Origin of the sequence: Euzebyella saccharophila, assembly GCF_014855495.1 — a bacterium.
In the GTDB taxonomy this organism is placed as follows: Bacteria; Bacteroidota; Bacteroidia; order Flavobacteriales; family Flavobacteriaceae; genus Euzebyella; species Euzebyella saccharophila.
In genome coordinates this window covers 1,096,104-1,122,751 of the sequence record NZ_JACYFJ010000001.1, presented here as the reverse complement: position 1 = coordinate 1,122,751, position 26,648 = coordinate 1,096,104, and the positions used below count along the sequence as shown (strand labels likewise).

At 41.3% G+C, this 26,648-nt stretch carries 24 protein-coding genes and 1 pseudogene; 20 read left to right on the top strand and 5 right to left on the bottom strand.

The features are described 5' to 3' along the window. Positions 1-7 precede the first annotated feature (7 nt). From rsmA to IL355_RS04700, 8 genes and pseudogenes are all read left to right on the top strand, one after another. The gene (gene rsmA, locus IL355_RS04735; protein WP_192461015.1) at positions 8-874 is read left to right on the top strand and encodes a 16S rRNA (adenine(1518)-N(6)/adenine(1519)-N(6))-dimethyltransferase RsmA; all 867 of its coding nucleotides are present in this window, start codon (positions 8-10) and stop codon (positions 872-874) included. A 104-nt stretch (positions 875-978) separates the two neighbouring features. Next, a complete protein-coding gene (gene mgtE, locus IL355_RS04730; protein ID WP_192461014.1) occupies positions 979-2,331 on the top strand; it encodes a magnesium transporter in 1,353 nt (450 codons plus the stop codon). Positions 2,332-2,605: 274 nt separating this feature from the next. Next, complete coding sequence (locus IL355_RS04725) at positions 2,606-3,562, top strand: 2-hydroxyacid dehydrogenase (protein WP_192461013.1); 957 nt, start codon at positions 2,606-2,608, stop codon at positions 3,560-3,562. Positions 3,563-3,620: 58 nt separating this feature from the next. Continuing rightward, positions 3,621-3,992, top strand: coding sequence for a VOC family protein (locus IL355_RS04720; protein ID WP_192461012.1), 372 nt, complete (start codon positions 3,621-3,623; stop codon positions 3,990-3,992). 2 nt (positions 3,993-3,994) lie between these two features. Then, positions 3,995-4,450: a DUF1801 domain-containing protein gene (locus IL355_RS04715; protein WP_192461011.1), complete on the top strand. Its 456-nt coding sequence runs from the start codon at positions 3,995-3,997 to the stop codon at positions 4,448-4,450. A 33-nt stretch (positions 4,451-4,483) separates the two neighbouring features. Continuing rightward, positions 4,484-4,871 (top strand): annotated as a pseudogene (locus IL355_RS04710) (VOC family protein). 51 nt (positions 4,872-4,922) lie between these two features. Next, complete coding sequence (locus tag IL355_RS04705) at positions 4,923-5,537, top strand: YtxH domain-containing protein (protein WP_192461010.1); 615 nt, start codon at positions 4,923-4,925, stop codon at positions 5,535-5,537. Between the two features lie 26 nt (positions 5,538-5,563). Beyond that, complete coding sequence (locus IL355_RS04700) at positions 5,564-6,055, top strand: GNAT family N-acetyltransferase (RefSeq protein ID WP_192461009.1); 492 nt, start codon at positions 5,564-5,566, stop codon at positions 6,053-6,055. Between the two features lie 14 nt (positions 6,056-6,069). Here the strand turns inward: IL355_RS04700 and IL355_RS04695 are convergent, their stop codons facing one another. The 3 genes from IL355_RS04695 to IL355_RS04685 all read right to left on the bottom strand — a co-directional run bounded on the left by IL355_RS04695 (position 6,070) and on the right by IL355_RS04685 (position 9,720). Continuing rightward, positions 6,070-7,869 (bottom strand): GNAT family N-acyltransferase, encoded by a 1,800-nt coding sequence (locus tag IL355_RS04695; RefSeq protein WP_192461008.1) that lies wholly within the window; start codon positions 7,867-7,869, stop codon positions 6,070-6,072. Between the two features lie 85 nt (positions 7,870-7,954). Next, a complete protein-coding gene (locus tag IL355_RS04690) occupies positions 7,955-9,202 on the bottom strand; it encodes an aspartate kinase (RefSeq protein WP_192461007.1) in 1,248 nt (415 codons plus the stop codon). A gap of 32 nt (positions 9,203-9,234) precedes the next feature. Beyond that, positions 9,235-9,720 carry a GNAT family N-acetyltransferase gene (locus IL355_RS04685; protein WP_192461006.1) on the bottom strand — a complete coding sequence of 162 codons (486 nt, stop codon included), beginning with the start codon at positions 9,718-9,720 and terminating at the stop codon, positions 9,235-9,237. A gap of 112 nt (positions 9,721-9,832) precedes the next feature. Between IL355_RS04685 and fbp the strand changes: the two genes are divergently transcribed. Beyond that, positions 9,833-10,840 carry a class 1 fructose-bisphosphatase gene (fbp, locus tag IL355_RS04680; protein ID WP_192461005.1) on the top strand — a complete coding sequence of 336 codons (1,008 nt, stop codon included), beginning with the start codon at positions 9,833-9,835 and terminating at the stop codon, positions 10,838-10,840. A 60-nt stretch (positions 10,841-10,900) separates the two neighbouring features. On the opposite strand, the gene IL355_RS04675 is transcribed toward fbp, so the two are convergent. Continuing rightward, positions 10,901-11,323: a tellurite resistance TerB family protein gene (locus IL355_RS04675; protein ID WP_192461004.1), complete on the bottom strand. Its 423-nt coding sequence runs from the start codon at positions 11,321-11,323 to the stop codon at positions 10,901-10,903. Positions 11,324-11,612: 289 nt separating this feature from the next. On the opposite strand from IL355_RS04675, the gene IL355_RS04670 reads away from it, so the two are divergent. The 5 genes from IL355_RS04670 (at position 11,613) to IL355_RS04650 (ending at position 18,316) form a co-directional block, all read left to right on the top strand. Then, positions 11,613-12,638, top strand: coding sequence for a ligase-associated DNA damage response exonuclease (locus tag IL355_RS04670; protein ID WP_192461003.1), 1,026 nt, complete (start codon positions 11,613-11,615; stop codon positions 12,636-12,638). After that, positions 12,635-14,257 (top strand): ATP-dependent DNA ligase, encoded by a 1,623-nt coding sequence (locus IL355_RS04665; protein WP_192461002.1) that lies wholly within the window; start codon positions 12,635-12,637, stop codon positions 14,255-14,257. The genes IL355_RS04670 and IL355_RS04665 overlap by 4 nt, the downstream gene beginning before the upstream one ends. Before the next feature lie 45 nt (positions 14,258-14,302). Then, positions 14,303-16,786, top strand: coding sequence for a ligase-associated DNA damage response DEXH box helicase (locus tag IL355_RS04660; RefSeq protein ID WP_192461001.1), 2,484 nt, complete (start codon positions 14,303-14,305; stop codon positions 16,784-16,786). 20 nt (positions 16,787-16,806) lie between these two features. Further along, entirely contained in the window at positions 16,807-17,439 is a 633-nt protein-coding gene (gene pdeM / locus IL355_RS04655; protein WP_192461000.1) for a ligase-associated DNA damage response endonuclease PdeM, read from the top strand. Positions 17,440-17,515: 76 nt separating this feature from the next. Continuing rightward, a complete protein-coding gene (locus IL355_RS04650) occupies positions 17,516-18,316 on the top strand; it encodes a tryptophan-rich sensory protein (protein ID WP_192460999.1) in 801 nt (266 codons plus the stop codon). On the opposite strand, the gene IL355_RS04645 is transcribed toward IL355_RS04650, so the two are convergent. Next, positions 18,317-19,666: a dihydrolipoyl dehydrogenase family protein gene (locus IL355_RS04645; protein WP_192460998.1), complete on the bottom strand. Its 1,350-nt coding sequence runs from the start codon at positions 19,664-19,666 to the stop codon at positions 18,317-18,319. Positions 19,667-19,827: 161 nt separating this feature from the next. Between IL355_RS04645 and mfd the strand changes: the two genes are divergently transcribed. The 6 genes from mfd (at position 19,828) to IL355_RS04615 (ending at position 26,644) form a co-directional block, all read left to right on the top strand. Beyond that, complete coding sequence (gene mfd / locus IL355_RS04640; protein ID WP_192460997.1) at positions 19,828-23,202, top strand: transcription-repair coupling factor; 3,375 nt, start codon at positions 19,828-19,830, stop codon at positions 23,200-23,202. Between the two features lie 102 nt (positions 23,203-23,304). Continuing rightward, the gene (locus tag IL355_RS04635) at positions 23,305-23,640 is read left to right on the top strand and encodes a TerB family tellurite resistance protein (RefSeq protein ID WP_192460996.1); all 336 of its coding nucleotides are present in this window, start codon (positions 23,305-23,307) and stop codon (positions 23,638-23,640) included. A 5-nt stretch (positions 23,641-23,645) separates the two neighbouring features. Continuing rightward, positions 23,646-23,990, top strand: coding sequence for a TerB family tellurite resistance protein (locus IL355_RS04630; protein ID WP_192460995.1), 345 nt, complete (start codon positions 23,646-23,648; stop codon positions 23,988-23,990). 30 nt (positions 23,991-24,020) lie between these two features. Continuing rightward, positions 24,021-24,449 carry a YybH family protein gene (locus IL355_RS04625; protein ID WP_225621110.1) on the top strand — a complete coding sequence of 143 codons (429 nt, stop codon included), beginning with the start codon at positions 24,021-24,023 and terminating at the stop codon, positions 24,447-24,449. A 61-nt stretch (positions 24,450-24,510) separates the two neighbouring features. Then, a complete protein-coding gene (locus tag IL355_RS04620) occupies positions 24,511-25,794 on the top strand; it encodes an acetylxylan esterase (RefSeq protein WP_225621109.1) in 1,284 nt (427 codons plus the stop codon). 1 nt (position 25,795) lies between these two features. Beyond that, complete coding sequence (locus IL355_RS04615) at positions 25,796-26,644, top strand: DMT family transporter (RefSeq protein ID WP_192460994.1); 849 nt, start codon at positions 25,796-25,798, stop codon at positions 26,642-26,644. Positions 26,645-26,648 lie beyond the last annotated feature (4 nt).

Here is a 26,648-nt window from a genome sequence, read left to right as displayed (position 1 = left end):
CCATTGTATGTCCAAAAAAAAGAAAGGAAAAAGAAAATATAACCCAGACCCACAAACAAGTCATGAAAAAAGTCCGGTAAAGGCCAAGAAACACTTAGGGCAGCATTTTTTAAAGGACGAAACAGTGGCCCAAAAAATTGCGGACACCCTCTCACTTGACGATTACAACAATGTAATTGAAATTGGCCCTGGTACGGGGGTGCTTACCAAATACCTTTTACAAAAAGAAATGAGGTTGGTAGCTATGGACTTAGATTCCGATTCCATTATTTACCTCAACCATAGTTTTCCCTTGGAGCACCTAAAACTGATGCTAGGCAAATCTACCTTAGAGGTTATTGAAGCGGATTTTTTAAAATATGACCTTTCATCACTTTTTGGAGAAGAACAGTTTGCCATCACAGGTAATTTTCCATACAATATTTCTTCACAGATTGTATTTAAAATGCTGGAAATAAAAGAACAGGTTGTTGAATTTTCCGGGATGTTCCAAAAAGAAGTGGCGCAACGTATCTGCGAAAAAGAGGGTAACAAAACCTACGGAATTCTCTCAGTATTAGTGCAAGCATTTTACGATGCAGAATATTTATTTACTGTACCCCCGCATGTTTTTGACCCTCCACCTAAAGTTCAATCCGGTGTTTTACGTTTAACACGAAAAGAGAACTTTACTTTAGACTGTGATGAAAAATTATTCTTTAGGGTGGTAAAGGCCGCATTTAACCAACGAAGAAAAACCATTAGGAACAGTTTAAAAACTTTTGAGCTAAGTGATGAGCTACGGAGTACTACAATTTTTGATAAACGGCCAGAGCAGTTAAGTGTGGAGGATTTTATAGAATTGACAAAAAAGGTAGCTAAAGATTTAGGATAACCCTATTTATTGCCATTCGTACCACTAAGAAAACGTAAAGTGCACAGCCCTTTAATCCTTTTTCTTTAGATTTGCCGCGGTCATCCTAATATGCCTCGGGAACTATGACGCCATTTAAGCTAACAGACGAACTTGTAGAGCAAATAGAGCAGCTCATAGACAGCCAACAGAATACCGAATTGGTAAAACTGATGGATGATGTACACTATGCGGATATTGCAGAAATCATCAACGAGCTCAATGAGGACGAGGCCACCTACCTTATTAAACTTCTAGAAACGGATAAAACTTCGGATGTTCTTACAGAACTTGATGAAGACGTTAGGGAAGCCATTTTAAAAAATCTTTCCGCCAAGGAAATTGCAGATGAGCTAGGAGAGCTTGATACGGATGACGCGGCCGATATTATTGGAGAACTGCCAAACAGTATCGTTCAGGAAGTAATTTCTGAAATTGAGGATCGGGAACATGCGAAGGATATTGTAGACCTTTTACGATATGATGAAAACTCCGCAGGTGGACTCATGGCCAAAGAATTGGTTAAGGTGCGTGAAAACTGGGATGTCCTCAAATGTGTAAAGGAGATGCGGGCCCAGGCCGAAAATGTGACACGGGTACATTCCATTTACGTGGTCGACGAAGAGGATAAATTAAAGGGTAGACTTTCCTTAAAAGACCTATTGACCACCTCTACCCGAACGCATATTGCCGATGTATATATACCAAAGGTAGATTCTGTCAATGTTAACGAAAAACCGGAAGAAGTGGCCAAGATCATGTCCAAATATGATTTGGAAGCCATTCCCGTTGTTGACGAGATTGGCAGATTGGTAGGCCGTATTACCATTGATGATATTGTAGACGTCATAAGGGAAGAGGCAGATAAGGATTACCAAATGGCGGCAGGTATCTCCCAAGATGTAGAAGCGGATGATAGTATCTGGCAGTTGACACGAGCCCGCTTACCTTGGCTCTTTTTAGGCCTTGTTGGAGGCGTGGGCGCAGCGGCCATTATGGGCGGTTTTGAGGAAATGATCAGTAAACATGCCATTCTGTTCTTCTTTACCCCTCTGATTGCGGCTATGGCCGGCAATGTAGGGGTACAATCGAGTGCCATAATCGTACAGGGTTTGGCCAATGATGATTTAAAGGGAAGTGTAGGGAGCAGGTTGATAAAAGAAATGTTATTGGCCCTTTTGAACGGGGTAATCTTAGCTGCTATCCTTTTGTTATTTACTTGGGTTTGGAAGGGCGATTTTCTTACCGCCTTGGCAATTTCAATCTCTTTGATTGCCGTCATTCTGGTTGCTGGTTTTATAGGCACTTTTATTCCTCTTTTTTTACACAAAAGAGGTATTGACCCCGCCATTGCCACTGGACCCTTCATTACAACAAGCAATGACATTTTTGGGATTCTCATCTACTTCTGGATTGCCAAGATAGTATTGGGTATTTAATACAATTACCTCAATTTTATTTTTACTACCTGTTGAATACCACCCCGAAAACTGAAAAAATAATTACCCTATTTTCTAAGTAAGTAAACTCAAAATCCAAGGATATTTTTCGGTTTTCACCTCTACCCAGTTATCCATCAGCATTAAAAAAAAGGACATTTGAAGCAACTAGATGCCATCTATAATTTTACATTTATTAAAATTCCCTTAATTTCACGGGCTTCGGAAAAAACCAATCACCCAGCTGTAGAGCATCAAACAGACACCAAAAAGAATGAAAGTACTGCACGTAGACCAAAACCACCCTCTTTTAATAGAACAATTTGAACAACTTGGTTTTGAGAACCACGAAGATTATACCTCCAACAAACAAGAGATCGAAGAAAAAATTAAAGAATATGACGGTCTCATCATCCGGTCCAGGTTTACCATAGACCAAGAATTTATTAGAAAGGCAGAAAAGCTAAAGTTTATTGGCAGATTAGGGGCCGGACTGGAAAATATTGATACGAAAACAGCGGTTGCCAATGATATATTTTTAGCATCGGCACCGGAGGGAAATAGAAATGCTGTAGGCGAACATGCTTTGGGAATGCTACTTTCCCTTTTTAACAATCTGAACAAAGCAGACCGTGAAGTACGTTCCGGTATCTGGGACCGAGAAGGTAACCGCGGCGTAGAATTGGAAGGCAAAACTGTAGGTATCATTGGTTATGGAAATATGGGCAAAGCCTTTGCCAAGAAACTGAAGGGTTTTGACGTAAAGGATGTTATTTGCTATGACATTCAAGGTGGTGTAGGAGATGAAAATGCAAGACAGGTAGGAATTATGGAGTTCCACCAAAGATGTGATGTGGTAAGCCTTCACGTGCCACAAACGGAAAACACCATTGGCATGGTTCATACTGAGTTTATCGAAAAATTTCATCACCCAATATGGTTGTTGAATACGGCCAGGGGCAAATGTGTGGTTACGGAAGATTTGGTGGCCGCCCTTAAATCAAAGAAAATATTGGGTGCCGGGCTCGATGTGCTGGAATACGAAAAATCATCTTTTAAAAACATGTTCAAGGGCGAAAACGGACAAACGTCCCAACTACCGGAAGCCTTTGAATATCTGGTAAACGCCCAAAATGTGATTCTTTCTCCCCACGTAGCCGGCTGGACGTTCGAAAGTTTGGAAAAGCTTGCACAAACCATAGTGGATAAGGTTAAAGCAAATTTTTGCTAACTTAGAGCATCAGGAAACTTTTGGTTTCCTTCTTTCGCTCTAACCAAAATCGACCACCATGGAATTAGGGAATTTTTCAGTAAGCTTAAATGTTAAGGACATCAATGCTTCCAAAGCGTTTTATGAAAATTTAGGGTTCACCGTTTTTGGAGGACATCTGGAACAGAATTGGCTGATATTAAAAAATGGAAAAGCAACCGTTGGGCTATTTCAGGGAATGTTCGAAAAGAACATCCTCACCTTTAATCCTGGCTGGGACGAAAACGCACAAAGCCTTGAAAATTTTACGGATGTTCGAGATCTTCAGAAAGAATTGAAACGTAAAAACGTGGCCATTAATACAGAGGTAGACCCCAACACAAAGGGACCTGGCAGCATGGTACTCATTGATCCGGACGGCAACCCTATTCTTATTGACCAACACGTGTAACTATGCAATACAAGGCCAACTCGCCAGAAGAATATATTGCTCAACTTCCTGAAGAAAGACAGGCTGTCATCAGTAAAATAAGAAAGGAAATCAAGGCGAATCTACCGCGAGATTTCCAAGAACAGATCAGTTATGGCATGTTGGGTTTTGTAGTGCCTCATTCCGTTTACCCCAATGGTTATCACTGCGACCCTAAATTGCCCCTTCCGTTTATTAATCTGGCTTCCCAAAAAAATTATGTAGCCCTCTATCACTCGGGCATTTACGCAGACACCCAACTTTATGATTGGTTTGTTGCAGAATACCCCAAGCACTGTAAAAGAAAGCTGGATATGGGCAAAAGTTGTATACGATTTAAATCTATGGATGACATACCTTATGATCTTATAGGGGAACTGTGTTCTAAAATGACGGTAAAAGACTGGATAGCTCTATATGAAAAGAACGTAAAGCGTTAACTTGAGGAGCGTGAACATACAAAGAGATATCATATGAAAAAAAGGGTTACAGGACTGGGGGGGATTCTTTTTTAAGACAAAGGACCCGGACCACATTAAAAACTGGTACAATAAACATTTGGGACTCAATACAGACCAATATGGCTGTACTTTTTGGTGGAAGGATCAAGAAGGAAAGGACTGTTCAACCCAGTGGAGCCCTATGAGCGAAGACACGGACTACTACCATCCCAGTAAATCGTCCTTTATGATGAACTTTAGGGTAGAAAACCTAAAAGAACTACTAAAAGTACTAAAGAAAGAAGGAGTAACCGTTGTAGGCGAAATAGAGGAATATGAATATGGTAAATTTGGGTGGATACTTGATCCCGATGGAAATAAGATAGAACTCTGGGAACCAATCGATGAGGCTTTTTTATAAGCCACAGATTAACTACATTTAAGGCATGTTAAACCACTAATACAACCAACCATGTCTGACGATAAAAATTTTGGAAAAGGCGAAGGGGAGGATGCCATCAACCCGCTAAACCAAGGAAAAGGAGATTTGTCCAGTGAAGCTTCTGACGCTATTGATAATGCAAAGGAAAATAGTGATTCTTTAGGCGACAAAGCCAAGGAAAAGTTTGAAGACGCCAAGGAAGCGGCGGAAGAATTCTCTGAAAAGGCAAAGGAAAAAGGAAAAGAATTTACGGAAGACACCAAAAAGGCGGCCAATGATTTTGCAAATGATGCAAAGAAAACTGCCAATGAATTTGCAGATGACGTAAAGCAGACCTTTGACCCCAATAATCCCGATAGTGGAAAAACCGTGGCAATTATTTCGCATATAACCGCTATTGGCTGGATTGTAGCCTTGATAATGAACTCCCAGAACAAAACAGAATTCGGTAGTTTTTACATTAGACAAACCCTTGGAATTTGGCTTTTAACCATTGTACTTAGCTTTATCCCAATTGTAGGTTGTTTTGCCGCCATCATAGGTCTCATACTCATCATCATTAGTCTTGTGAATGCGGCCAACAATAAAATGGTCCCTATAGCAGGATTGGGTACGTATTTTCAAGATTGGTTCAAGGGCCTTTAAAAGTCTAACTTATAATTGTTTAAGCGATGGAAATTGTTTCAATGAAAGCCGAGCATTGGCCTGCTGTTTCCAATATTTATCAAGAAGGCATTGCCACGGGCATTGCCACCTTTGAAACGCAAATTCCTACTTATGAGGCTTGGGATAGTTCCCATATGAAATCATGCCGTTTGGTAGCCATAGCTAACAATGAAATTTTAGGATGGGCAGCATTGTCCCCAGTCTCCAGTCGTTGTGTGTATGGAGGTGTGGGTGAGGTAAGCGTCTATGTTTCCCTAAAAGCACGCGGGAAAGGCGTGGGTGCAAAATTGATGCAAAAACTCATTGCAGAAAGCGAAGCCAATGGATTGTGGACCCTTCAATCAGGTATCTTTCCTGAGAATGTGGGCAGTAGAAGACTACATGAAAAAATGGGTTTCAGGTTTTTGGGCACCAGGGAAAAAATTGGCAAAAAGAATGGTGAGTGGAAGGATAACGTTCTCTATGAAAGACGTAGTAAGACTGTTGGTTCGGATTAATTTACCTCCTGCTCCTATTGTGCTTCCATCATTTTACGCTCCAATTCCGCTTGAAATTCTTCCATTACAGGTTTTACCGTGCTCTCCGGCAAATCGGCTATTTTAATATACATAAGTCCGTCCACCGCATTATTGAACAATGGGTCCACATTAAATGCCACTACCTTGGCATTTTGCTTGATGTACTTTTTTATAAGTACAGGCAAACGGAGATTTCCCGGTTCTACCTCATCAATTAACCTATCGAATTTTATTAAATCAGCCTGGGTTTCGTCAAATACAAACTCCTTATCGGCATCCTTTAACTTTACCTTAAACTCTTTTTTGGGCCGCACATATTGGGCCACGTAAGGATCCCAATAATTACTTTTCATAAATTCTATCATCAAGGACTTAGAAAAATTGGAAAACTGATTACTGATACTAACCCCTCCAATAAGGTATTTATGCTCCGGATGTCTTAGCGTTGTATGTACAATTCCCTTCCACAATAGAAAAAGGGGCATTGGTTTTTGTTGATATTCTTTCATAATATAGGCCCTACCCATTTCAATGGACTGGCTCATCATTGAAAAAAGCTCCGGCTCAAACCTAAAGAGGTCTTGAAGATAAAATCCGTCAATACCATATTTGGAAAAAATTTGTGCCCCCAGCCCCATTCTATAAGCCCCGGCAATGACCTTGGCCTCATTGTCCCACAAAAACATGTGGTGGTAGTAGGCATCAAACTCATCAATATCTATGGAATTATTGGTCCCCTCGCCTATTTCCCTAAACGTTACCTCACGTTGCCTACCAATTTCCTGAAGAGAAAAGGGCATCTCCTTTGCAGGAGCTAGAAATACCTCGTAATTTTTACTTTGTAAAAGCCTACGGTCCTTTTCAACCAACTTTTCAATTTCGGCCTCTATAAGCTCGGCACGTATAGGTTGGGCTATCTTTCTAGGCTGTTTAGGAAGTTTCAAGGATGGTAATTGGTCTATTAACCGCTCTTTTTCATAGGCATTGGCTAAAATGTAGGTCTTTCTACGCAATAAGGCCGTGTATTCTTCCAAAGTCTCCTGTTCTTTTTGGGTGGCTACGGATATTGGTTGTCCAATACGAACCTTTATAGGCCTCTTCCACTGGGAGTAGACTTCAGAGGGCAATTTAGCGGTTCTAAACAACCCACTAATTTTTGAAAGTCGATAGAACGACTTACTATTTCGTGCGTGAAAATAAATAGGCACCACAGGCACTTCCGCCCTTTTAATCAGCTTTATGGCCACCTCCTGCCATTCCCGATCAACCACAATTCCGGCCTCTTTTTTGGTACTTACCTCTCCTGCCGGAAATATACCTAGCGGATACCCAGCCCTAACATGGAGCAGCGCATTTTTAAAACCTGCCGTACTGCTTTTAGCTTCTTTTCTATCTTCAAATGGATTAACTGGAAAAATATACTGTGCCAGAGGCTCAAATCTTTGCAGAAGAAAATTGGCCATCACCTTATAATCAGGCCGATGCGCAAGCATTATCTTCAAAAGAACGATGCCGTCCATACCCCCTAAAGGATGATTACTTATGGTTATAAATGGACCTGCCTTTGGCAGCCTTTTCAAATCCTCTTCCGGAATTTCGTAGTCTATCTCATATTTCTCAAGAACGGCATCAAGAAAATCTTCTCCATCCAAATGGCTCATTTTATCATACCGCCGGTTCATGTTCGATATTTTAGTGACCTTCATAAGCATCCAAGCTATAAAAGTTCCAAAAAAACCAAACCTGTCAAGATTGATGGCGGTTGCCACTTCTTTAGCGGTCACTAATCCCATACATGATTCTCTTTGCAGGCACTAATATAGAAAAAACGCTATAGGTGCCTACCTGTTTTAACAAAAACGAAACATACCAACGAGGCTATTTTACCACCAATTGTACGGTTTCCTTTCCGCGTTGTTCAAGGAGAATTTCGTGGCCGTTTTGTAGCGATTCTATAGCCTTTTCGTTGAAATGTCTAATAGTATAAAGTGAAACGCCTTCGTGGTGTACTACTTTAAATCTACTTTTTAGAAGGTTCAATAATTCTTCCAATCTACCGAATCTGTTATCCACACATACCGAAAAACTAATAGCGGAATTCTGAATAAGGTCCACCTTCATTTTGTGGTCGTGCAACAGTTTGAACAGTTCGCTAATGCTATCCTCTACAATAAAGGAAAAATCGAGCGAAGACAACTTCATCAATACCTGGTTTTTCTTGACGATAAAACAGGGTACTTCCGGTTGAATCCCATTGCCCTTTCCTACGGTGGTACCGGGGTCTTTAGGATTCAAAAATGATTTAACATGCAAAGGAATTTCCTTTTGCTGCAAAGGCTGTAAGGTTTTTGGGTGAATAACCGAAGCCCCGTAAAAGGCCAATTCAATGGCCTCACGGTAAGAAATTTTGTTTAACAGTTGAGTTTCTTGAAAGTACCTAGGGTCTGCATTTAACACCCCGGGAACGTCTTTCCAGATAGTTACGGAATCCGCATTAAGACAGTAAGCCAAGATAGCCGCCGTATAATCCGATCCTTCACGGCCCAAGGTAGTGGTAAAGTTGTTGTCATCGCTTCCCAAGAAACCTTGGGTAATATTCAACTGGCTTCGATCGATGGTTTTTACCCTTTCTTGCGTCTTTTCCCAATTCACCGAAACATCACGATAACTATCGTCGGTCTTGATATAATCGCGCACATCCAACCAATTGCATTTAATACCCACTTCGTTAAAGTAATGGCTGATAATGGTGGTAGAAATAAGCTCCCCATAACCTACCACTTGGTCGTAAACAAAATTGTATTTCGGCGATTTGTTCCAAGCCAAAAAACCTTTTACCTCATCGAAAAGTCGCTTCACAACGGCATAGATTTCATGTTTAGGGTCAGTAAAAAGGTCTTGAAGAATAGCGGCATGGTAATCGATGCTCTCTTGAATATTGGCCTGTAACGTCTCTTTATCTTGAAAATAGGCATTCACAATAGCCTCCATGGCATTGGTGGTCTTTCCCATTGCGGAAACTACCAATAGGGTATTTTCGTGACCCGTTTGTTGAAGAACTTTTACTACATTCTGCACTCCAGCAGCATCTTTCACCGATGCCCCGCCGAATTTAAATACTCGCATAAAAAGCTATTTTTTGAAGGTTGCCAACAACCTTAATTTTTTGTTTGTTGCAAGAAAGCCTCTATACCCTTCTCGTCCATTTGCACTACATCCCAATCACGTAACACTTTCGCTCCTTTGGCCTCATAAAAAGTAATGGCAGGTTCATTCCAATCAAGTACTTCCCAGCAGATACGCCGTACACCAAGGTCGTTGGCATATTTGACTACTTCCGCCAACAGCGCACTTCCTAGACCACTGCCCCTCATTTTTTCGGTCACGATCAAATCTTCCAAATGAACGACCGGGCCTTTCCAGGTTGAATACCGATTATAGACCAAAGCCATCCCTACCACATCGCCCTCACTTTCACCTATAAAACAATGAAAAAGAGGATTGTCTCCAAATCCATGTGCTACCAAATCGTTCACAGTAACCTCCACGGCGTCAGCTTCTTTTTCAAAAACGGCCAGTTCTTGAATCAACCGATGCACAGCATCCATGTCAGATTTTTTCGCTTCTCTAATGTTAAATTCCATGATTGTTACAAATAAAACACAAAGTTATATATTTAAAAAAGTAATTGAAAACGAAAATAGGGTTCTTTCACAAATTAGCCGACATTTGTGGGTGAACCAACAGTCTTTCTTCATGACAACGAAAAACCGTACGCTAGGTGAATTCATCATTGAAAATCAAACTTCATTTAAATATTCATCCGGAGAACTTTCAAAATTGATCAACGCCATTAGATTGGCGGCAAAAGTAGTAAACCACGAAGTAAACAAAGCTGGTTTAGTAGATATTTTAGGCGCCGCTGGGGAAACCAACATTCAAGGCGAGGATCAGCAAAAACTAGATGTGCTTGCCAATGAAAAATTCATTCAGACCCTTACCAACCGTGAAATAGTTTGCGGTATTGCTTCGGAGGAAGAAGATGATTTCATCACAATCAACAGCAATGACAACAACCACCAGAACAAATATGTGGTTTTGATCGATCCATTGGATGGTTCTTCGAACATTGACGTTAATGTCTCGGTAGGCACTATTTTTTCTATCTACAGAAGGGTAACACCAGTAGGTACTCCCGTAACCCTTGAAGATTTTCTTCAACCCGGTAAAAATCAAGTGGCAGCAGGCTATGTGGTCTACGGCACCTCTACCATGTTGGTTTACACCACTGGGGACGGGGTAAACGGATTTACACTAAACCCAGCCATTGGCACCTTTTATCTTTCCCACCCGAATATGCAATTTCCCGAAGATGGTAAGATTTACTCCGTCAACGAGGGTAATTACATCCATTTTCACCAAGGGGTCAAAGACTATATCAAATACTGCCAAGAAGAGGAAGGTGACCGTCCTTACACTTCAAGGTATATTGGTTCTTTGGTTTCGGATTTCCATAGAAACATGATCAAGGGTGGTATTTATATATACCCAAAAAGCAGTGTTACTGAAGAGGGAAAACTGCGTTTACTATATGAATGCAACCCCATGGCCTTTTTGGCAGAGCAGGCAAACGGACTTGCCATTGGGGGCAAAAACCGTATTCTAGATGTGCAACCCACAGAGCTACATCAAAGAATTCCCTTCTTTTGTGGTAGTAAGAACATGGTCTTAAAACTTCAAGAGTTTTTAGAAAAATATCACTAAACAAGAAAGCCCTATTTTCCATAGAAAATAGGGCTTTTCATATTTTTTCGGGAAATTCACCTAGGACTTCAATAGGTAGATATAGTCATCAAAATCTATACGTCCGCTAAAAATAGCCACAGATTTCTCAATAATTTTATCGGCCTTATCCCCAGAAAAACCTAGTCCGATCGCATATTTCTTCAACAATACCATTTCCTCATCATCAATTAAATGATCGGAGAAAATAATACGGAACAGGTCATACAAGCGCTCCAATCTTTTTTCAGAATCGTGCGGAGGTACAATAGGGTATTTGTTTTCCTTTTTCATCACCTCTTTGTACTCAGCTTCGGTTATATCCAACTTGGTAGCAAAACGGTCTAACATTCCTTTTTCCTCGGTACTAATTTCACCGTCCACCGCTGCCAAAGTAGCAAGCGATGCAAAATGGGCTAAATTTCTTCTGTGCTCCCCACTGGTATATAAATCTGCAATTGCCATAATTTAAATTTTATTGGCAGCAAATATAATTTTTTTAGAGGTCATTTGTCATACCCTTCCAGATTATTTTAGCGTTACCATGCCCATAAATCGGGCACGGTCGCGCTATTCGTTTCTAATCCTCGCACTTGTTAAAAAGTGCTGTGGGTTATCCACTGCTATCGCTAACGCAGAACAACTACAAATAGTAACAAATGATTAAATTACGGTCGTCTCCTCAAATGGTGTAATATAACTCCATTCATGAAAATCGTTCACAACGTTCGCCGATGCCAAAAATGCTGTACAGATGAAAAAACCCTTATTGGAATTTACGGACCGAGGCATTTACTGCCATCCGGCAAAGGTGTATTTAGACCCTTGGAAACCGGTGGACAAAGCTTTGATTACCCACGGCCATGCAGACCACAGCCGCTGGGGCCACCAACAATACATTACCCATAACAGTAACGTGCCTATTATAAAACATCGGTTGGGAGACATCAATGTTACCGGAGTTAACTGGGGAAAACCCTTTACCGTAAACAATGTAAAATTCACCTTTTACCCTGCTGGGCATATTATTGGCTCTTCCCAGATAAAAGTAGAGCACAAGGGAGAAATTTGGGTGTTTACGGGCGATTATAAATTAGAGGACGATGGCGTAGCCACGCCTTACGAATCCGTAAAATGCCATAGTTTTATTACTGAATGCACCTTTGGCTTACCTGCTTTTTTATGGCGGCCGCAAACCGAGGTTTTTACGGACATTAACAACTGGTGGGCACAGAACAAAGCCAACGGACAAACCTCTATTCTTTTTGGTTACTCTCTGGGCAAGGCACAACGGCTGCTAAAGCATTTAGACCCCAACATTGGCAAAATTTATACCCACGGTGCCATTGAAAATATGACCGAAGTATTACGGCCATTAGTGGATTTTCCAGAAACCGAATTGATTACAAGAGATACTAAAAAGGAAGCCATAAAAGGCAATTTGGTGCTAGCGCCGCCTTCTGCCCACGGCAGCACATGGATACGTAAAATGGTACCCTTTGTTACGGCATCTGCCAGTGGTTGGATGGCCTTTAGGGGCGCACGCCGTAGACGCGCTATAGACAAAGGTTTTGTGTTGAGCGACCATTGCGATTGGCCATCATTACTCAAAGCGATTAAAGACACCGGGGCAGAAAAGGTAATCTGCACCCACGGTTATACCGATATTTTTTCGAAGTACTTGCGCGACTTAGGATATGATGCCCGTACAGAAGCTACACAGTTTGAAGGGGAAAATGCCGAAGTGAACGCAGAACCCGAAACCCAAGAATCGGCATGAAGCATTTCTCCCAACTTATAAAAACCTTGGACGGCACCAATAAGACCAATGTAAAAGTGGCTGCCTTGGCCAATTATTTCTCTGCCGTACCAGACCAAGACAAAGTTTGGACCATAGCCATTTTGTCTCATAGAAGACCTCCACGACCTGTAAATACCAGATTGTTGCGCGAATGGGCTTCGGAGTTAGCGAATATTCCGCTGTGGCTTTTTGAGGAAAGCTACCATATTGTGGGGGATTTGGCGGAAACCATTGCCCTAGTAGTACCTTCTGACGAAACCGCAACAGACAAGTCATTAACCCAATTTTTACAAGAAATGATTTGGCTTAAAAAACAGGAAGAAGCGGATAAAAAAACCTACCTCTTTGCCAATTGGAAGCAGTTGGATTATTACGGTCGTTTTGTATTTACCAAACTCATTACGGGGGGCTTCCGTATTGGGGTAAGTCAAAAATTAATGACCCGGGCATTGGCGAAAGCTACCGGTATAGACGAGGATATCCTGGCTTATAAATTAATGGGTAATTGGGACCCAAACACCATCAGTTTTCAAGATTTGGTATTGGAAGAAAAGGCAAGCGATTTCCTTTCCAAACCCTATCCTTTTTATTTGGCGTACGCTTTGGAAGATGAACCCAAGGATTTAGGTGATGTTACGCAATGGTCTTTTGAACACAAATGGGATGGTATTCGAGCCCAAGTGATTCTTCGTAACAACGAATTGTTTGTTTGGAGCCGTGGCGAAGAATTGGTAACGGACAAATATCCGGAGTTTGAAGCGTTTGTGGGGATAATTCCCAACGGTACTGTTTTAGACGGTGAAATTCTACCCTATCCCAATGGAGAAATCGGCACTTTTAACGATTTACAAACCCGTATAGGGCGCAAAACCGTATCCAAGGCGTTGCTTAAAAAGACTCCTGTTATTTTAAAAGCCTACGATCTGTTGGAATGGAAAGGTAAAGATTGTAGGGAATTGCCCTATTTAGAAAGGCGAAAGCTGCTAGAACAACTGTATAGCGATTTAACCTCAGCTAACAATATACCTTTATTATTATCCCAAAAAATGGCTTTTTCCACATGGGAAGAAGTAGCTGCAGAAAGGGAAACCTCCAGAGAAAAACGCAGCGAAGGCCTCATGCTAAAGAAAAACGATTCGCCCTATTTGGTAGGCCGTAAAAAAGGCGATTGGTGGAAATGGAAAGTAGACCCATTAACTATTGATGCCGTACTCACCTACGCCATGCGCGGTCACGGTAGGCGCAGCAACCTGTTCACGGATTATACTTTTGCCCTTTGGGACAAAAATAAAGAAGGCGAAAAAGAGCTAGTCACCTTTGCAAAAGCGTATTCCGGACTTACAGATGCCGAATTTAGAAAAGTAGACGCTTGGATAAAGAAAAATACTTTGGAACGCTTTGGACCAGTACGTAGCGTAACCCCGCATCATGTTTTTGAAATCGCTTTTGAAGGCATAGCACTGTCCAAAAGGCACAAAAGTGGTGTTGCCACAAGATTCCCAAGAATTTTGCGCTGGCGCCAAGACAAAAAAATTGAAGAAGCCAATAGCTTGGAAGATTTAAAAGCTTTGATACCGAATGCAGATGTAGATAATTAAATTTGACAAGAAGCACGAGTAAATCCGCTTCGCTCCTCGCAATATATGACCCAAAAAGAATTATTCCATATCGCCCAAGATTGGTTTCAGCAGCAAGGCTGGAAACCCTTCCCGTTTCAAAAAGAGACCTGGAAAGCTTTTCTGACGGGCAAACACGGCCTGCTCAATGCACCTACCGGCAGTGGAAAAACCTATGCACTTTGGTTTCCCATCGTTCTAAACTACATCAAACAAAATCCTGATTACAAAAACAAACATAAAAAAGGCTTAAAGGCCATTTGGATAACACCGCTACGTGCCCTTTCCCAAGAAATAAAGCAATCCGCAGAACGCATTACGGAAGATTTAGGCTCCCAAATGACGGTAGGTATCCGTACGGGAGACACCAGTACCAAGGAACGTGCCAAGCAACGAACTGCTATGCCAGACTTGCTCATTACCACACCAGAAAGTTTACAATTACTACTGTCTTCCAAGGATTATAAAAAGATTTTTAAAAACTGCTCTGCCATTGTGGTAGACGAGTGGCACGAACTTTTAGGAACCAAACGTGGTATACAAATGGAATTGGGCCTTAGCCGACTCAAAACCATCTCCTCAGATTTACGTATTTGGGGTATTTCGGCAACCATTGGCAATCTGGAACAGGCCAGACAGGTATTATTAGGTCCCACAAGTCCAGAACTGGAAAATTCAGTCATGGTGCGTGCCAACTTACAAAAGAAGATTACCGTAAAAAGTATCATCCCCAAAACCATGGAAACCTTTCCGTGGCGTGGGCATTTAGGGTTGCATTTGCTAGACGAAGTGGTGCCCATCATCAACAACAGCAAAACCACGTTACTATTTACCAATACCCGCAGCCAGTGCGAAATTTGGTTTCAGAAAATCTTGGAAAAGTATCCGGAATTCGCTGGGGAAATGGCCATGCACCACGGAAGTGTAAACAAGGAAACACGCTTATGGGTAGAACAGGCCATCCGTAACGAAAGTTTAAAGGCCGTGATTTGTACTTCCAGCTTGGATTTGGGTGTAGATTTTGCCCCTGTAGAAACGGTAATACAAATTGGTGGCCCCAAGGGTGTAGCTCGTTTTTTACAACGTGCCGGGCGTAGTGGGCACCGACCCGGAAAAGAGAGTGTTATCCACTTTTTGCCTACACATGCCATGGAATTGATAGAAGCTTCTGCCCTGCAGGTAGCCGTTAAAGAAAATGCGGTAGAGGACCGCCTACCCTACCTCAACAGTTATGATGTATTGTTGCAATACCTCACCACCCTAGCGGTGTCCGATGGTTTTTACCCAGATGAAATCCACCCTGAAATTCAGCAGACCTTTTGCTACCAAGGGATTACAGAAGAGCAATGGCAATGGCTCCTAAATTTCTTGGTCATGGGCAGCCAAAGCCTGAGCAGCTATGACGAATACAAAAAAGTGGAAGTGGAAGCAGACGGCAAGTTTAAAGTGAACAATCGCGGCTTAGCTATGCGGCATCGGTTTCAAATTGGGACCATCGTAGGCGATGCTACCATAAGTGTTAGATACCAAAAAGGAGGATATATTGGTTCTATAGAAGAATATTTTATTTCGAAATTAACGCAAGGCGATGTTTTTACTTTTGCGGGTAGAAACTTGGAGTTCATCCGAATGAAAGGCATGCAGGCCCACGTGCGAAATTCCAACAAAAAAACCAACAAAGTGCCTAGTTGGATGGGCGGTAGACTCAGTTTTAGTGCCCAAATGTCCGAATTACTACGCCAAGAACTCTATAAAGCCCCACCCCCTAACCCCCTCCCCAAAGGAAAGGGAAAACTTATTAGTGAAGAGCTAAAAGCGTTACAACCTATATTTGATAAGCAACGCCAAGAAAGCATAGTCCCCAAACCGGACGAATTTCTTATAGAAACATTTAAAACCCGAGACGGTTACCATCATATTTTTTATCCATTCGAGGGTCGGGCTGTTCATGAAGCCATGAGTAGTCTGCTATCCTATCGTATAAGCCTATTAAGCCCAATTACCGCTTCTTTGGCCTTTAACGATTATGGTTTTGAGATGTTGAGCGATAAACCTATTGATATACAAGCCGTACTGGACAATGATTTGTTTACCACGGATTATATGTTGGCCGATTTACAAAAGAGCCTGAATAGCAACGAAATGGCACGGCGTAAGTTTCGTGATATTGCGGTAATCAGCGGAATGGTTTTTACCGGTTATCCAGAAAAAGGGGTGAAAATGAAGCACCTACAAAGTAGTTCGCAATTGTTGTTTGATGTTTTTCGGGATTACGAGCCAGATAACTTATTGTTTCAACAGGCTTTTACCGAGACTTTTGAACATCAATTGGAAGAAGGCCGTTTACGCTTGGCATTGGAACGCATCGCGCAGCAAAACATTATTTGGAAAAATTGCGAAAAGCCTACTCCATTTTCTTTTCCTATCATCACAGACAGACTGCGAGAAAAACTATCATCAGAAAAACTGGCAGACCGTATCAAACGGATGACCAAGATTTTGATGAAATAGCGGTATTTTTGCAGTCATAGATGAGCCACAAAATTCAAGTTCATAAGCAATCCTTTTCCTTAGACCCTACTGGTGCCATTTTTTGGGAAGAAAAATCGTGTTTACTTTTAAGCGATGTACATTTAGGTAAGGTCTCCCATTTTAGGAAGTATGGCGCTGCCGTACCCAAGCATGCCATTCACAAGAACTATCTTTTAATGGATAAGTTGGTGGAAACCTACCAACCTTTTGAAATCTGTTTTTTGGGTGATTTGTTCCATTCGTCATTAAATAGGGAATGGGTGCTTTTTGAAAATTGGGTGGCCCGCACCCCGGCCAAAATCACACTAATCACCGGAAACCATGACATTATTGGGCCCGAAAAGTTTGAAAGTTTGGAAATTGAACAATTAGAGGAATGTGTAACCGAAGAGTTCCTCCTTACCCACCATCCAGAAGAAAGAGAAGGTTTTTTTAATCTGTGCGGCCATATACATCCCGCAGTGAGGCTACAGGGTTTTGGCAGACAGCGATTAAAACTTCCCTGCTTTTTTAAAACCGAAAACCAAATGATTCTTCCCGCTTTTGGTGAATTTACCGGCAACCATGTATTAAAACCCAAAGAATTGGATGAAATTTTTGTAATTGCCGAACAGCAGGTAATACAGATTTAGGCATTTAGAACAGTAATTTATCCATCAAAGAACATCCCTAATTATAATTTTCAATAGCTTGCCTCAAAAAATTGTTGTGGTCAAGAAGCTTTCCATTATTAATTCGGTTTCGGTTCTTCTAGTTATTTTGGTCAACTATATTTCCCAAGTATACCGATTAAATAATACCACCATTGGCGAGGTTAGCACTCAATACGAGAATCTATTTACGCCGGCGGGTTATGCCTTTTCTATTTGGGGACTTATTTTTCTGAGCTTAATTGCATATTCTGTTTTTCAGATTAGACGCTCGTTTTTTAGCTCCAAAACTTCAGAGTTTGTAAAGCAAACAGGCTGGTGGTTCGCTCTGGCCAATATCCTAAATACTAGTTGGGTAATCGCTTTTAGTTACGACTTCATGGGACTTTCCGTACTCATCATGTTAGGAATTTTGGCTTCCTTGATTCAAATAATCCGTAAAACGAACATGGAGTGTTGGGATGCCCCCATTGAAATTATCGCATTGGTGTGGTGGCCTATTTGTCTGTATTCCGGTTGGATAACTGTGGCTACCATAGCCAACATTTCGGCTTACTTAACCAAATTAGGTTGGGACGGCGGTTTTATATCAGAAGAAATATGGACAATCCTAATGATTTTTGCTGCGGTAGTTATCAACCTCCTCATTATCCTAAAAAGAAACATGCGTGAATTTGCCATGGTAGGTGTTTGGGCATTAGTGGCTATCTACATTCGTCACAAAACAAATATACCCAGTATTGCCTACAGCGCACTTGGTGGCGGGGTAATCCTTTTTATTGCTTCGGGAATTCACGCCTTCAAAAACCGTGCAACCAGTCCGGTGGAAAAATGCAAAGAACGTTGGGGTCTCAAATAACTAGACCATACTCTTTACATCATTGATCCAGGATGGGTAAGTAAATATGGTTCCCTTAATATCGCCTGCGGTCATTTTTTTATTAATGGCCATTGCGAAGATATTAATTGTTTCTGCCGCATCAGGGCTTAAAATATGCGCGCCTACAATTTCCTGAGTTCTTTTGTTTAGTATTATTTTATAGTTGTATACAGGATAGTTCTTACGCTTGGCATTGAACCATTTTTTGGCATTTCCCTCTCTTACAATAACATTTTTGTAGCGGTTTTTAGCCTCCTTTTCACTGTAACCCACAGACGCCAAGTGGGGCAAGGTAAACACTACCGATGGCACCACAGGTGTATTTAGTTTTTTAGTGTTTCCATGGATAATATTCTGGGAAACCACATAACCTTCCCTACCGGAAAGAGGCGTTAATGGCAATTCATTATCGGATACATCCCCACAGGCGTATACATTTTCATTCGTGGTATTTTGCAAAAAGCTATTCACCACAATTCCATATTCATTATGTTCTACCTCCCCTTTTTCCAAATCCAGTTTGGAAACAGCGGGCACTCGTCCCGCAGTATTAAAGACCAAACCAGCTTTGAGACTTTGGTTCTTACCCTTGGTGTTAAAATAGATTTTGTACTTCTTTCTAAGTTTTTCAACTTTTTCTACCTGTGCACCAAAAACGAATTCAATTCCCATCTTTTTGGAATAATTGATTAATTCCGCTACTAAATCGGCATCAAAAGGTTTGAGAGCTCTTTTTCCAGAATCGATTATCGTCACCTTTGATCCCGCACGGGCTGCCATATGGGCGAACTCCATTCCTATATATCCAGCACCAATAAAAACCAGCTTTTTGGGTAGTTCCTTTAAATCAAGAAAATCATCGCTGTTCCTTAACAACTTATGCCCCTTAATGGGAAGTACCCTTGGTTCATAACCGGTAGCGATCACTATTTTTTTGGCCTGCACTTTTTTACCTTCCACCTCAAGGGTGTTTTTATCTAAAAATTGAGGAGATTGGTGGTATAATGTAATACCCAAGTCCTTTAATTTCTCTTCTGTGGATTTTGGTTCGGCTTCGGTAAAATTATTTTTAAACTTTTGAAGTTTTTTCCAGTTGATTTCCAGTTTTCCGTTTACTCCCTTTCCGTCCATCAAGGCGGCAGATTCCAATACTTCCGTGGCGGCCAACAATACCTTTTTGGGGTCACAGCCCCTATTGGCACAGGTTCCTCCAAATTCGCGTTTATCGGCAACCGCCACTTTTAAGCCAGCTTTGGCACAATTAGTAGCCACGGTCTGGCCTGCAATTCCGCTTCCTATTACAAAAACATCAAACTTTTTTACCTCCATAATTTCTTCTTAAATCCAATCTATTTGAAGTTTCATCGTACCCAATTTCCTTAAAAGTCTAAGTTCCGCATTATTTGTATCAGTTTCTAGCCCGATTTCGTTAAAAATGAATGGCATCGATTTTAGAAGGATGTTTATCTTTGCAACTCAAAATTTTACGGTTGACCCAAATTGCTATCCAACAACTGTTTGCCCAGTCTCCGAACATCCGGAAACTAGGGAATGCTATTTCCAAAAATGAAGCAACTACGGCTATACATGGCCTAACCGGTTCCTCCCTTTCCTTTGTACTTTCGGAAACATTTAAGATTTCAGACCGAACCTTTCTTTTAATTTTTGATGATAAAGAAGAAGCGGCCTACTATCTAAATGATTTGGAGCAGTTAATGGGTGAGGAACATGTTCTTTTTTACCCGGGAAGTTATCGCAGGCCCTATCAAATTGAGGAGACCGATAATGCTAATGTATTATTGCGGGCAGAGGTTTTGAACCGCATCAATTCCCGTAAAAAACCGGCCGTAATCGTTACCTATCCTGAAGCACTTTTTGAAAAAGTGGTCACCCGTAGGGAGCTGCAAAAAAACACGCTTAAAATTAAGACCGACGATAATCTATCGCTCGATTTTCTAAACGAGGTGTTGTTTGAATATAAATTCAAGCGGGTAGATTTTGTAACCGAGCCTGGGGAGTTTTCGGTACGTGGGGGAATTGTTGATGTATTTTCATTCTCCAATGACGAACCGTATCGTATTGAATTTTTTGGCGATGATGTGGATAGTATTCGAACCTTTGATGTGGAAAGTCAGCTTTCTACGGACAAAGTGAACAAAATAACCATCATACCCAATGTTGCCGATAAATTTTTGGAGGAAAAACGGGAGGGTTTTCTAAAATACATCTCAGCGGACACTTCCATTTTTATAAAGAATACCGATTTTCTTTTAGACCGTTTGGACGATTTCTTTCAAAAGGCTGGTGACGCCTTTGAAAAACTATCCAAAGAAGTAAAGCATGCGGAGCCTAAAGAACTTTTTATGAACTCCACCACTTTTGGAGCACACTTACAAGAATTTGGGATAATTTCCATGGGCACCCCACCCTCAAATGGCAATATAAATGAAGAGCTTAATTTCAATACCAAGCCGCAACCTTCTTTCAATAAGAAATTCAATTTACTAATTGATGATTTGAACGCCCACAAGGCAAAAGGGTATACCAATTATATTTTTTGTGCCAGCGAGCAACAGGCCAAAAGATTTCATGCCATTTTTGAAGATGTAAGCCGCAAAGTTCATTACGAAACCCGGGTAATGCCGCTCTACCAAGGATTTATTGACGATGACCTTAAAATTGTTTGCTACACAGATCATCAGATATTTGAACGCTACCATAAGTTCCATCTAAAAAACGGCTATGCCAAAAAACAGGCGATAACCTTAAAGGAACTGAACAAGCTTGAAATAGGAGATTATGTAACCCATATTGATCATGGTATAGGCAAATTTGGGGGCTTACAGAAAATTGATGTTGAGGGCAAGAAGCAAGAAGCCATTAAATTAATGTATGGCGAGCGTGACATTCTCTATGTGAGCATTCATTCTTTGCATAAAATATCCAAATTCAACGGGAAGGATGGAGCTCCGCCCAAAATTTTCAAACTGGGTTCTGCCGCTTGGAAAAAATTAAAGCAAAAAACCAAGACCCGGGTCAAGAAAATTGCTTTTGACCTCATTAAAATATACGCCAAGCGAAGGCTGGAAAAAGGTTTTCAGTATGCGCCTGACAGCTATTTACAGAACGAACTGGAAGCTTCCTTTATTTATGAAGATACGCCAGACCAGAGCAAAGCTACCGAAGATGTAAAGCGTGATATGGAAAGTGAACGCCCCATGGACAGGCTCATCTGTGGTGATGTAGGTTTTGGTAAAACCGAAGTAGCCATAAGGGCGGCCTTTAAGGCGGTGGACAATGGTAAACAGGTGGCCGTTTTGGTACCTACTACCATTTTGGCATTTCAGCACCACCGTACCTTTTCGGAAAGGTTAAAAGAGATGCCGGTAACGGTCGATTACCTCAATAGGTTCAGAACTACCAAAGAGCGTAGGGAAACCTTGGAGAATTTGGCCAGTGGAAAAGTGGACATTATCATTGGCACCCACCAGTTAGTGAACAAGAACGTTCAGTTTAAGGATTTGGGTCTACTAATAGTGGATGAGGAGCAAAAATTTGGGGTTGCGGTAAAGGACAAACTAAAGTCTATAAAAGAAAACGTAGATGTTCTCACCCTCACGGCAACACCCATACCTAGAACGCTACAGTTTAGTTTAATGGCCGCCCGTGATTTATCGGTCATTAGCACTCCGCCTCCCAATCGCTACCCTATTGAAAGTAGGGTGGTTCGCTTGAACGAGGAAGTTTTACGGGATGCCATTTCGTACGAAATACAACGTGGCGGACAGGTGTTTTTTATTCATAACAGAATTGAAAACTTGAAAGAGGTGGGCGGAATGATTCAGCGTTTGGTTCCCGATGCGAAAGTAGGCATAGGTCATGGCCAAATGGACGGTAAAAAGCTAGAAGCCCTCATGCTCAGTTTTATGAACGGGGAATTCGACGTATTGGTTTCAACCACCATTATCGAAAGTGGACTTGACGTTACCAACGCCAATACCATTTTCATTAACAATGCCAATAATTTTGGTCTTAGTGACCTGCATCAGATGCGAGGTCGTGTGGGTCGTAGCAATAAAAAGGCCTTCTGTTTCTTTATTACGCCACCCTATGAGGTAATGACGGCCGATGCTCGTAAGCGTATTGAGGCCTTGGCACAGTTTACCGAACTTGGAAGTGGTTTCAATATCGCCATGAAAGATTTGGAAATTCGCGGTGCCGGAGATTTATTGGGTGGCGAGCAAAGCGGATTTATCAATGAAATAGGTTTTGAAACCTATCAGAAGATTTTAGCCGAAGCAATTGATGAACTGAAGGAAAACGAGTTCAAAGAACTGTACGAAGAAGTAGAAGGACACAAAGAGAAGGTGTTTGTAAAAGAATCTCAAATTGACACGGATTTTGAGCTGCTCTTCCCTGATGATTACATCAACAACATTACCGAACGTCTAAACCTGTACACAGAGCTGAATCAGGTAAAAGATGAAACAGAACTGCAGAAGTTTGAAACAGAATTGGTGGATCGATTTGGGGAGCTTCCACAAGAGGCAGAAGACCTATTAAATTCGGTGAGAATTAAATGGATTACCAGCCAAATAGGTATCGAAAAAGTGGTCATGAAAAAGACCAAGTTGATCGGTTACTTTATAGCAGACCAACAATCGGACTTTTATCAAAGTGCCGCCTTTACCAAGGTTTTACAATACGTACAGAGTCACCCACAACACTGCACCTTGAAGGAAAAGCAGACCAGAAACGGGCTGCGTTTGCTACTTACCTTTAACAATATCACTAGTATTGAAAAGGCCATGAAGGCTTTGACTCCTTTTAGGGAAATGGCCCAAACTGTTACCGCAGAACAATAACTGTTGTTAATGTAACTTTCAGCAAACTAGGTTTCTTCCTCAAAATGTGCGACTTGTATATATTTTTTATCTTGCCCTCGCAATTTTAACTAGTAGCAACGTATGCAAAGTCCCCACATTTCATTTACGTTGGCCGAAAAAATGGCCGTTGTAAATGCGGTAAACGCTGTTATTCTCGCAGATGGAAGTATTCATAATGGAGAAATAACTGCACTCACCCAACTCATGGAGCAACTAGATTTTGACAGTAATTTCATTATGCAGGCCCGAAACATTGATAGCGAACAGGCCATTGAAATTCTCAAATCCATGACAAAGGAAAAGAAAAATAGTTTAAAAAAAATACTGGAATCCACTGCAATTTCAGATGGTTTTAAACATACTAAAGAATCCGATTTAATGGAGTATATTTATAGTTCAATGAACTTTATAAATTAACTTTTATGCCTACCAAAGCGCTCCATTTTTCCGATGTTGAGAAAAAAGCCATTTTAAGTACCGCCTATGAAGTGGTCCTTGCCGATGGATCCATCCATCCTACCGAAGTAGCTGCCATTAAAAAACTAATTGCTTCTATGGATTTGACAAATTCCCTTGCCAAGGAAGCCCAAGAAATGAGCATGGACGAAGCTTTGGTACCACTCAACAATATGGATTACGACAAAAAAAAGGTGTTGGCCAAAATTTTGGATGATATTGCCATGGCTGATGAAGTTCTACATGAAAATGAAATGGAGTTGATTATCGATACCTTTAAGAACATCGGTATTGGAAGTGAGACGGAGTAATGCATGAAGCTGGGTGAAGCCACATATTGTTTGTATACTTCTATAATTATTCTGTTCCTAACATTACCTATACAAGCCCAAACCTCTCAAGAAAAACCGCTGTACGACCTCATAGCTGCTTATGCGCAAGCTAGGGAATCAAAAGATTCGGTGGTATTAGGTAATATCTTGACCGAAGATATAGACCAATTGATTTCTACGGGCGAGTGGCGGCGCGGACTAAAAACGGCGCAAAAAGGCATGCTCCGTAGCTCCAACGCCAATCCGGGAGATAGGGTGTTAAAGGTAGAACAGGTTCGCTTCTTGAACAATTCCACGGCCATAATCGATGCCCGATATGAAATAAGGAACCCTGATGGAAATGTCCGAAAGATGTGGAGCACTTTTGTCGCTATTTTGGAAGAAGACACTTGGAAAATAAGCGCCATTAGGAATATGCTCCCGAGAACCGGCAATTGATTACTTTCCTAGTTATCAATTTGTATCTTAGTATTTCAATTCAACTAAACCAACCTATACCATGAAGATGAAAGCACTACTCATCCCTATCCTCTTATTTTCCTATTTTTCTATTGCCCAGCCCAGTAAACAATTGGTAGAGGTCATCATCACGCCCAGTGAAGCCGATTGGACCTACAACACCGGCGAACAGGCAGAATTTACTATAAGGGTCCTGAAAAACAAAGTCCCCATGACCGGCATTAAGGTAGACTACTCTATTGGACCGGACCATGGTTACAGGGAACTTCCATTTTCAAAAAAAGGAACCATCAAACTAAAAAACAATACTACGGTCAAGGCTAAAAAAGTAGACCACCCTGGTTTTCTCCGTTGTTCGGCAAAAGTAACCGTGGGCGGAAAGGAATATAGCTCATACACCACGGTGGGCTTTGAACCCGAAAGAATAAAACCGACCACCTCACTACCTAAGGATTTTGAGGAGTTTTGGAAAAAAGGCAAAGAAGAACTAGCTCAAATTCCTATAGAACCCGTGCTCACTTTGATGCCTGAACGATGTACCGATAAGGTAGATGTATACCATGTGAGCATCAATAACATACAGGGTAAAATCTATGGCATACTAACTACCCCGAAAAAAGAAGGGAAATACCCCGCCATCTTACACGTGCCAGGAGCTGGAATCAGACCTTATTATGGAGAAGTAAACGAGTCCGCTGAAGGTTTTGTTTCCTTTACCATTGGCATTCACGGCATTCCTGTAAATCTAGATAAGGTTGTTTATGACGATTTACGTGCAGGTGCGCTTAACGGATACCAGACCTTTAATTTGGACAACAAGGACCAAATGTACTACCGGCGCGTATATTTGGGCTGCGTACGTGCGCTTGATTTTATTGAAACCTTGGATAAATTCAACGGAGAAGATATGGGCGTCACTGGAGGAAGCCAAGGAGGTGCGCTTTCCATCATTACCGCGGGTTTGGATGATCGAATCGATTACTTGGCAGCTTTTTTTCCCGCATTGTCTGATATGACCGGATTCCTTCATGGACGTGCCGGTGGCTGGCCACAGATTTTTGTGGATGAATCTACCAACCAACCGGAAAAAATTGAAGTCTCAAAATATTACGATGTAGCCAACTTTGCCCGCTTTGTAAAGGCCGAAGGATGGTACAGCTGGGGCTACAATGACAATGTTTGTCCACCAGTTTCTATGTATGCCGCCTACAACCTAATAGAAGCTAAAAAAGAACTGGAAGTCTTTTTGGAAACACAACACTGGACTTTTCCTGAACAACGAGAAATGAAAAACCAATGGCTATACGCCAAACTGAAGCAGTAAATTGAACAAAGCCCTATATGCCATTATTGCCTGTGCCGTAATTGCCGGTAGTAATGGCGTTCTTATCAAACAATTGAACGTTTTCCCTGCAGGTGCCATCGCCTTTTTTAGGACCATGGTACCGGTGCTGTTTTTGTTACCAGTTGTATTTAGTAAATCCAAACCCCTATTTACAGGTAATTATCGTAAAATGCTATTGGCATCTACCATTAATGTAGTACGCCTGTACCTTTATATTTTGGCTTTCTTATATACCTCTATTGGCAATGCCGTGGTATTGGTTTATACTTGGCCCATTTTCGTATTCCTATTGGAGTCAAGACAGCACAAAAAACCACTGCAAAAAGAGCAGGTACTGTTATTACTATTGGCTTTTACAGGTATGGTCATTACCTATTCCAACAAGTCATTTTCCTTTGAAAGCAATGATATGATAGGCATGGTTGCTGCCATCCTTTGCGCTTTGGGTTATGCGATTACCGTAGTAATGTTTAAGTCAGAATCACATTATTACACCCAAAAACAGACCATTATTTGGCAGAACTTGGTAAGCAGTGTTTTCTTTATTCCGTTTATGTTCTTTTTACCGGAAATAGATATTTCTCAAATTGGATTGGGAGTTTTTTATGGTTTTTGGATCGGGATTGTTGTCTTCATGCTCTTTTTCTTCGCTCTTAAACATCTGCCGGCCTCTACTGCTTCAGGCCTCATGTACATTGAAATTTTGAGTGCAATTGCTTTAGGTTATTTTATCAGAAATGAAACCCTTAGTATCCATACGATTGTCGGAGGCATTCTCATTCTTATTAGCAGTTTCCTCATTACGCGCATGAACGTAAAAAAGCGTTAACTTA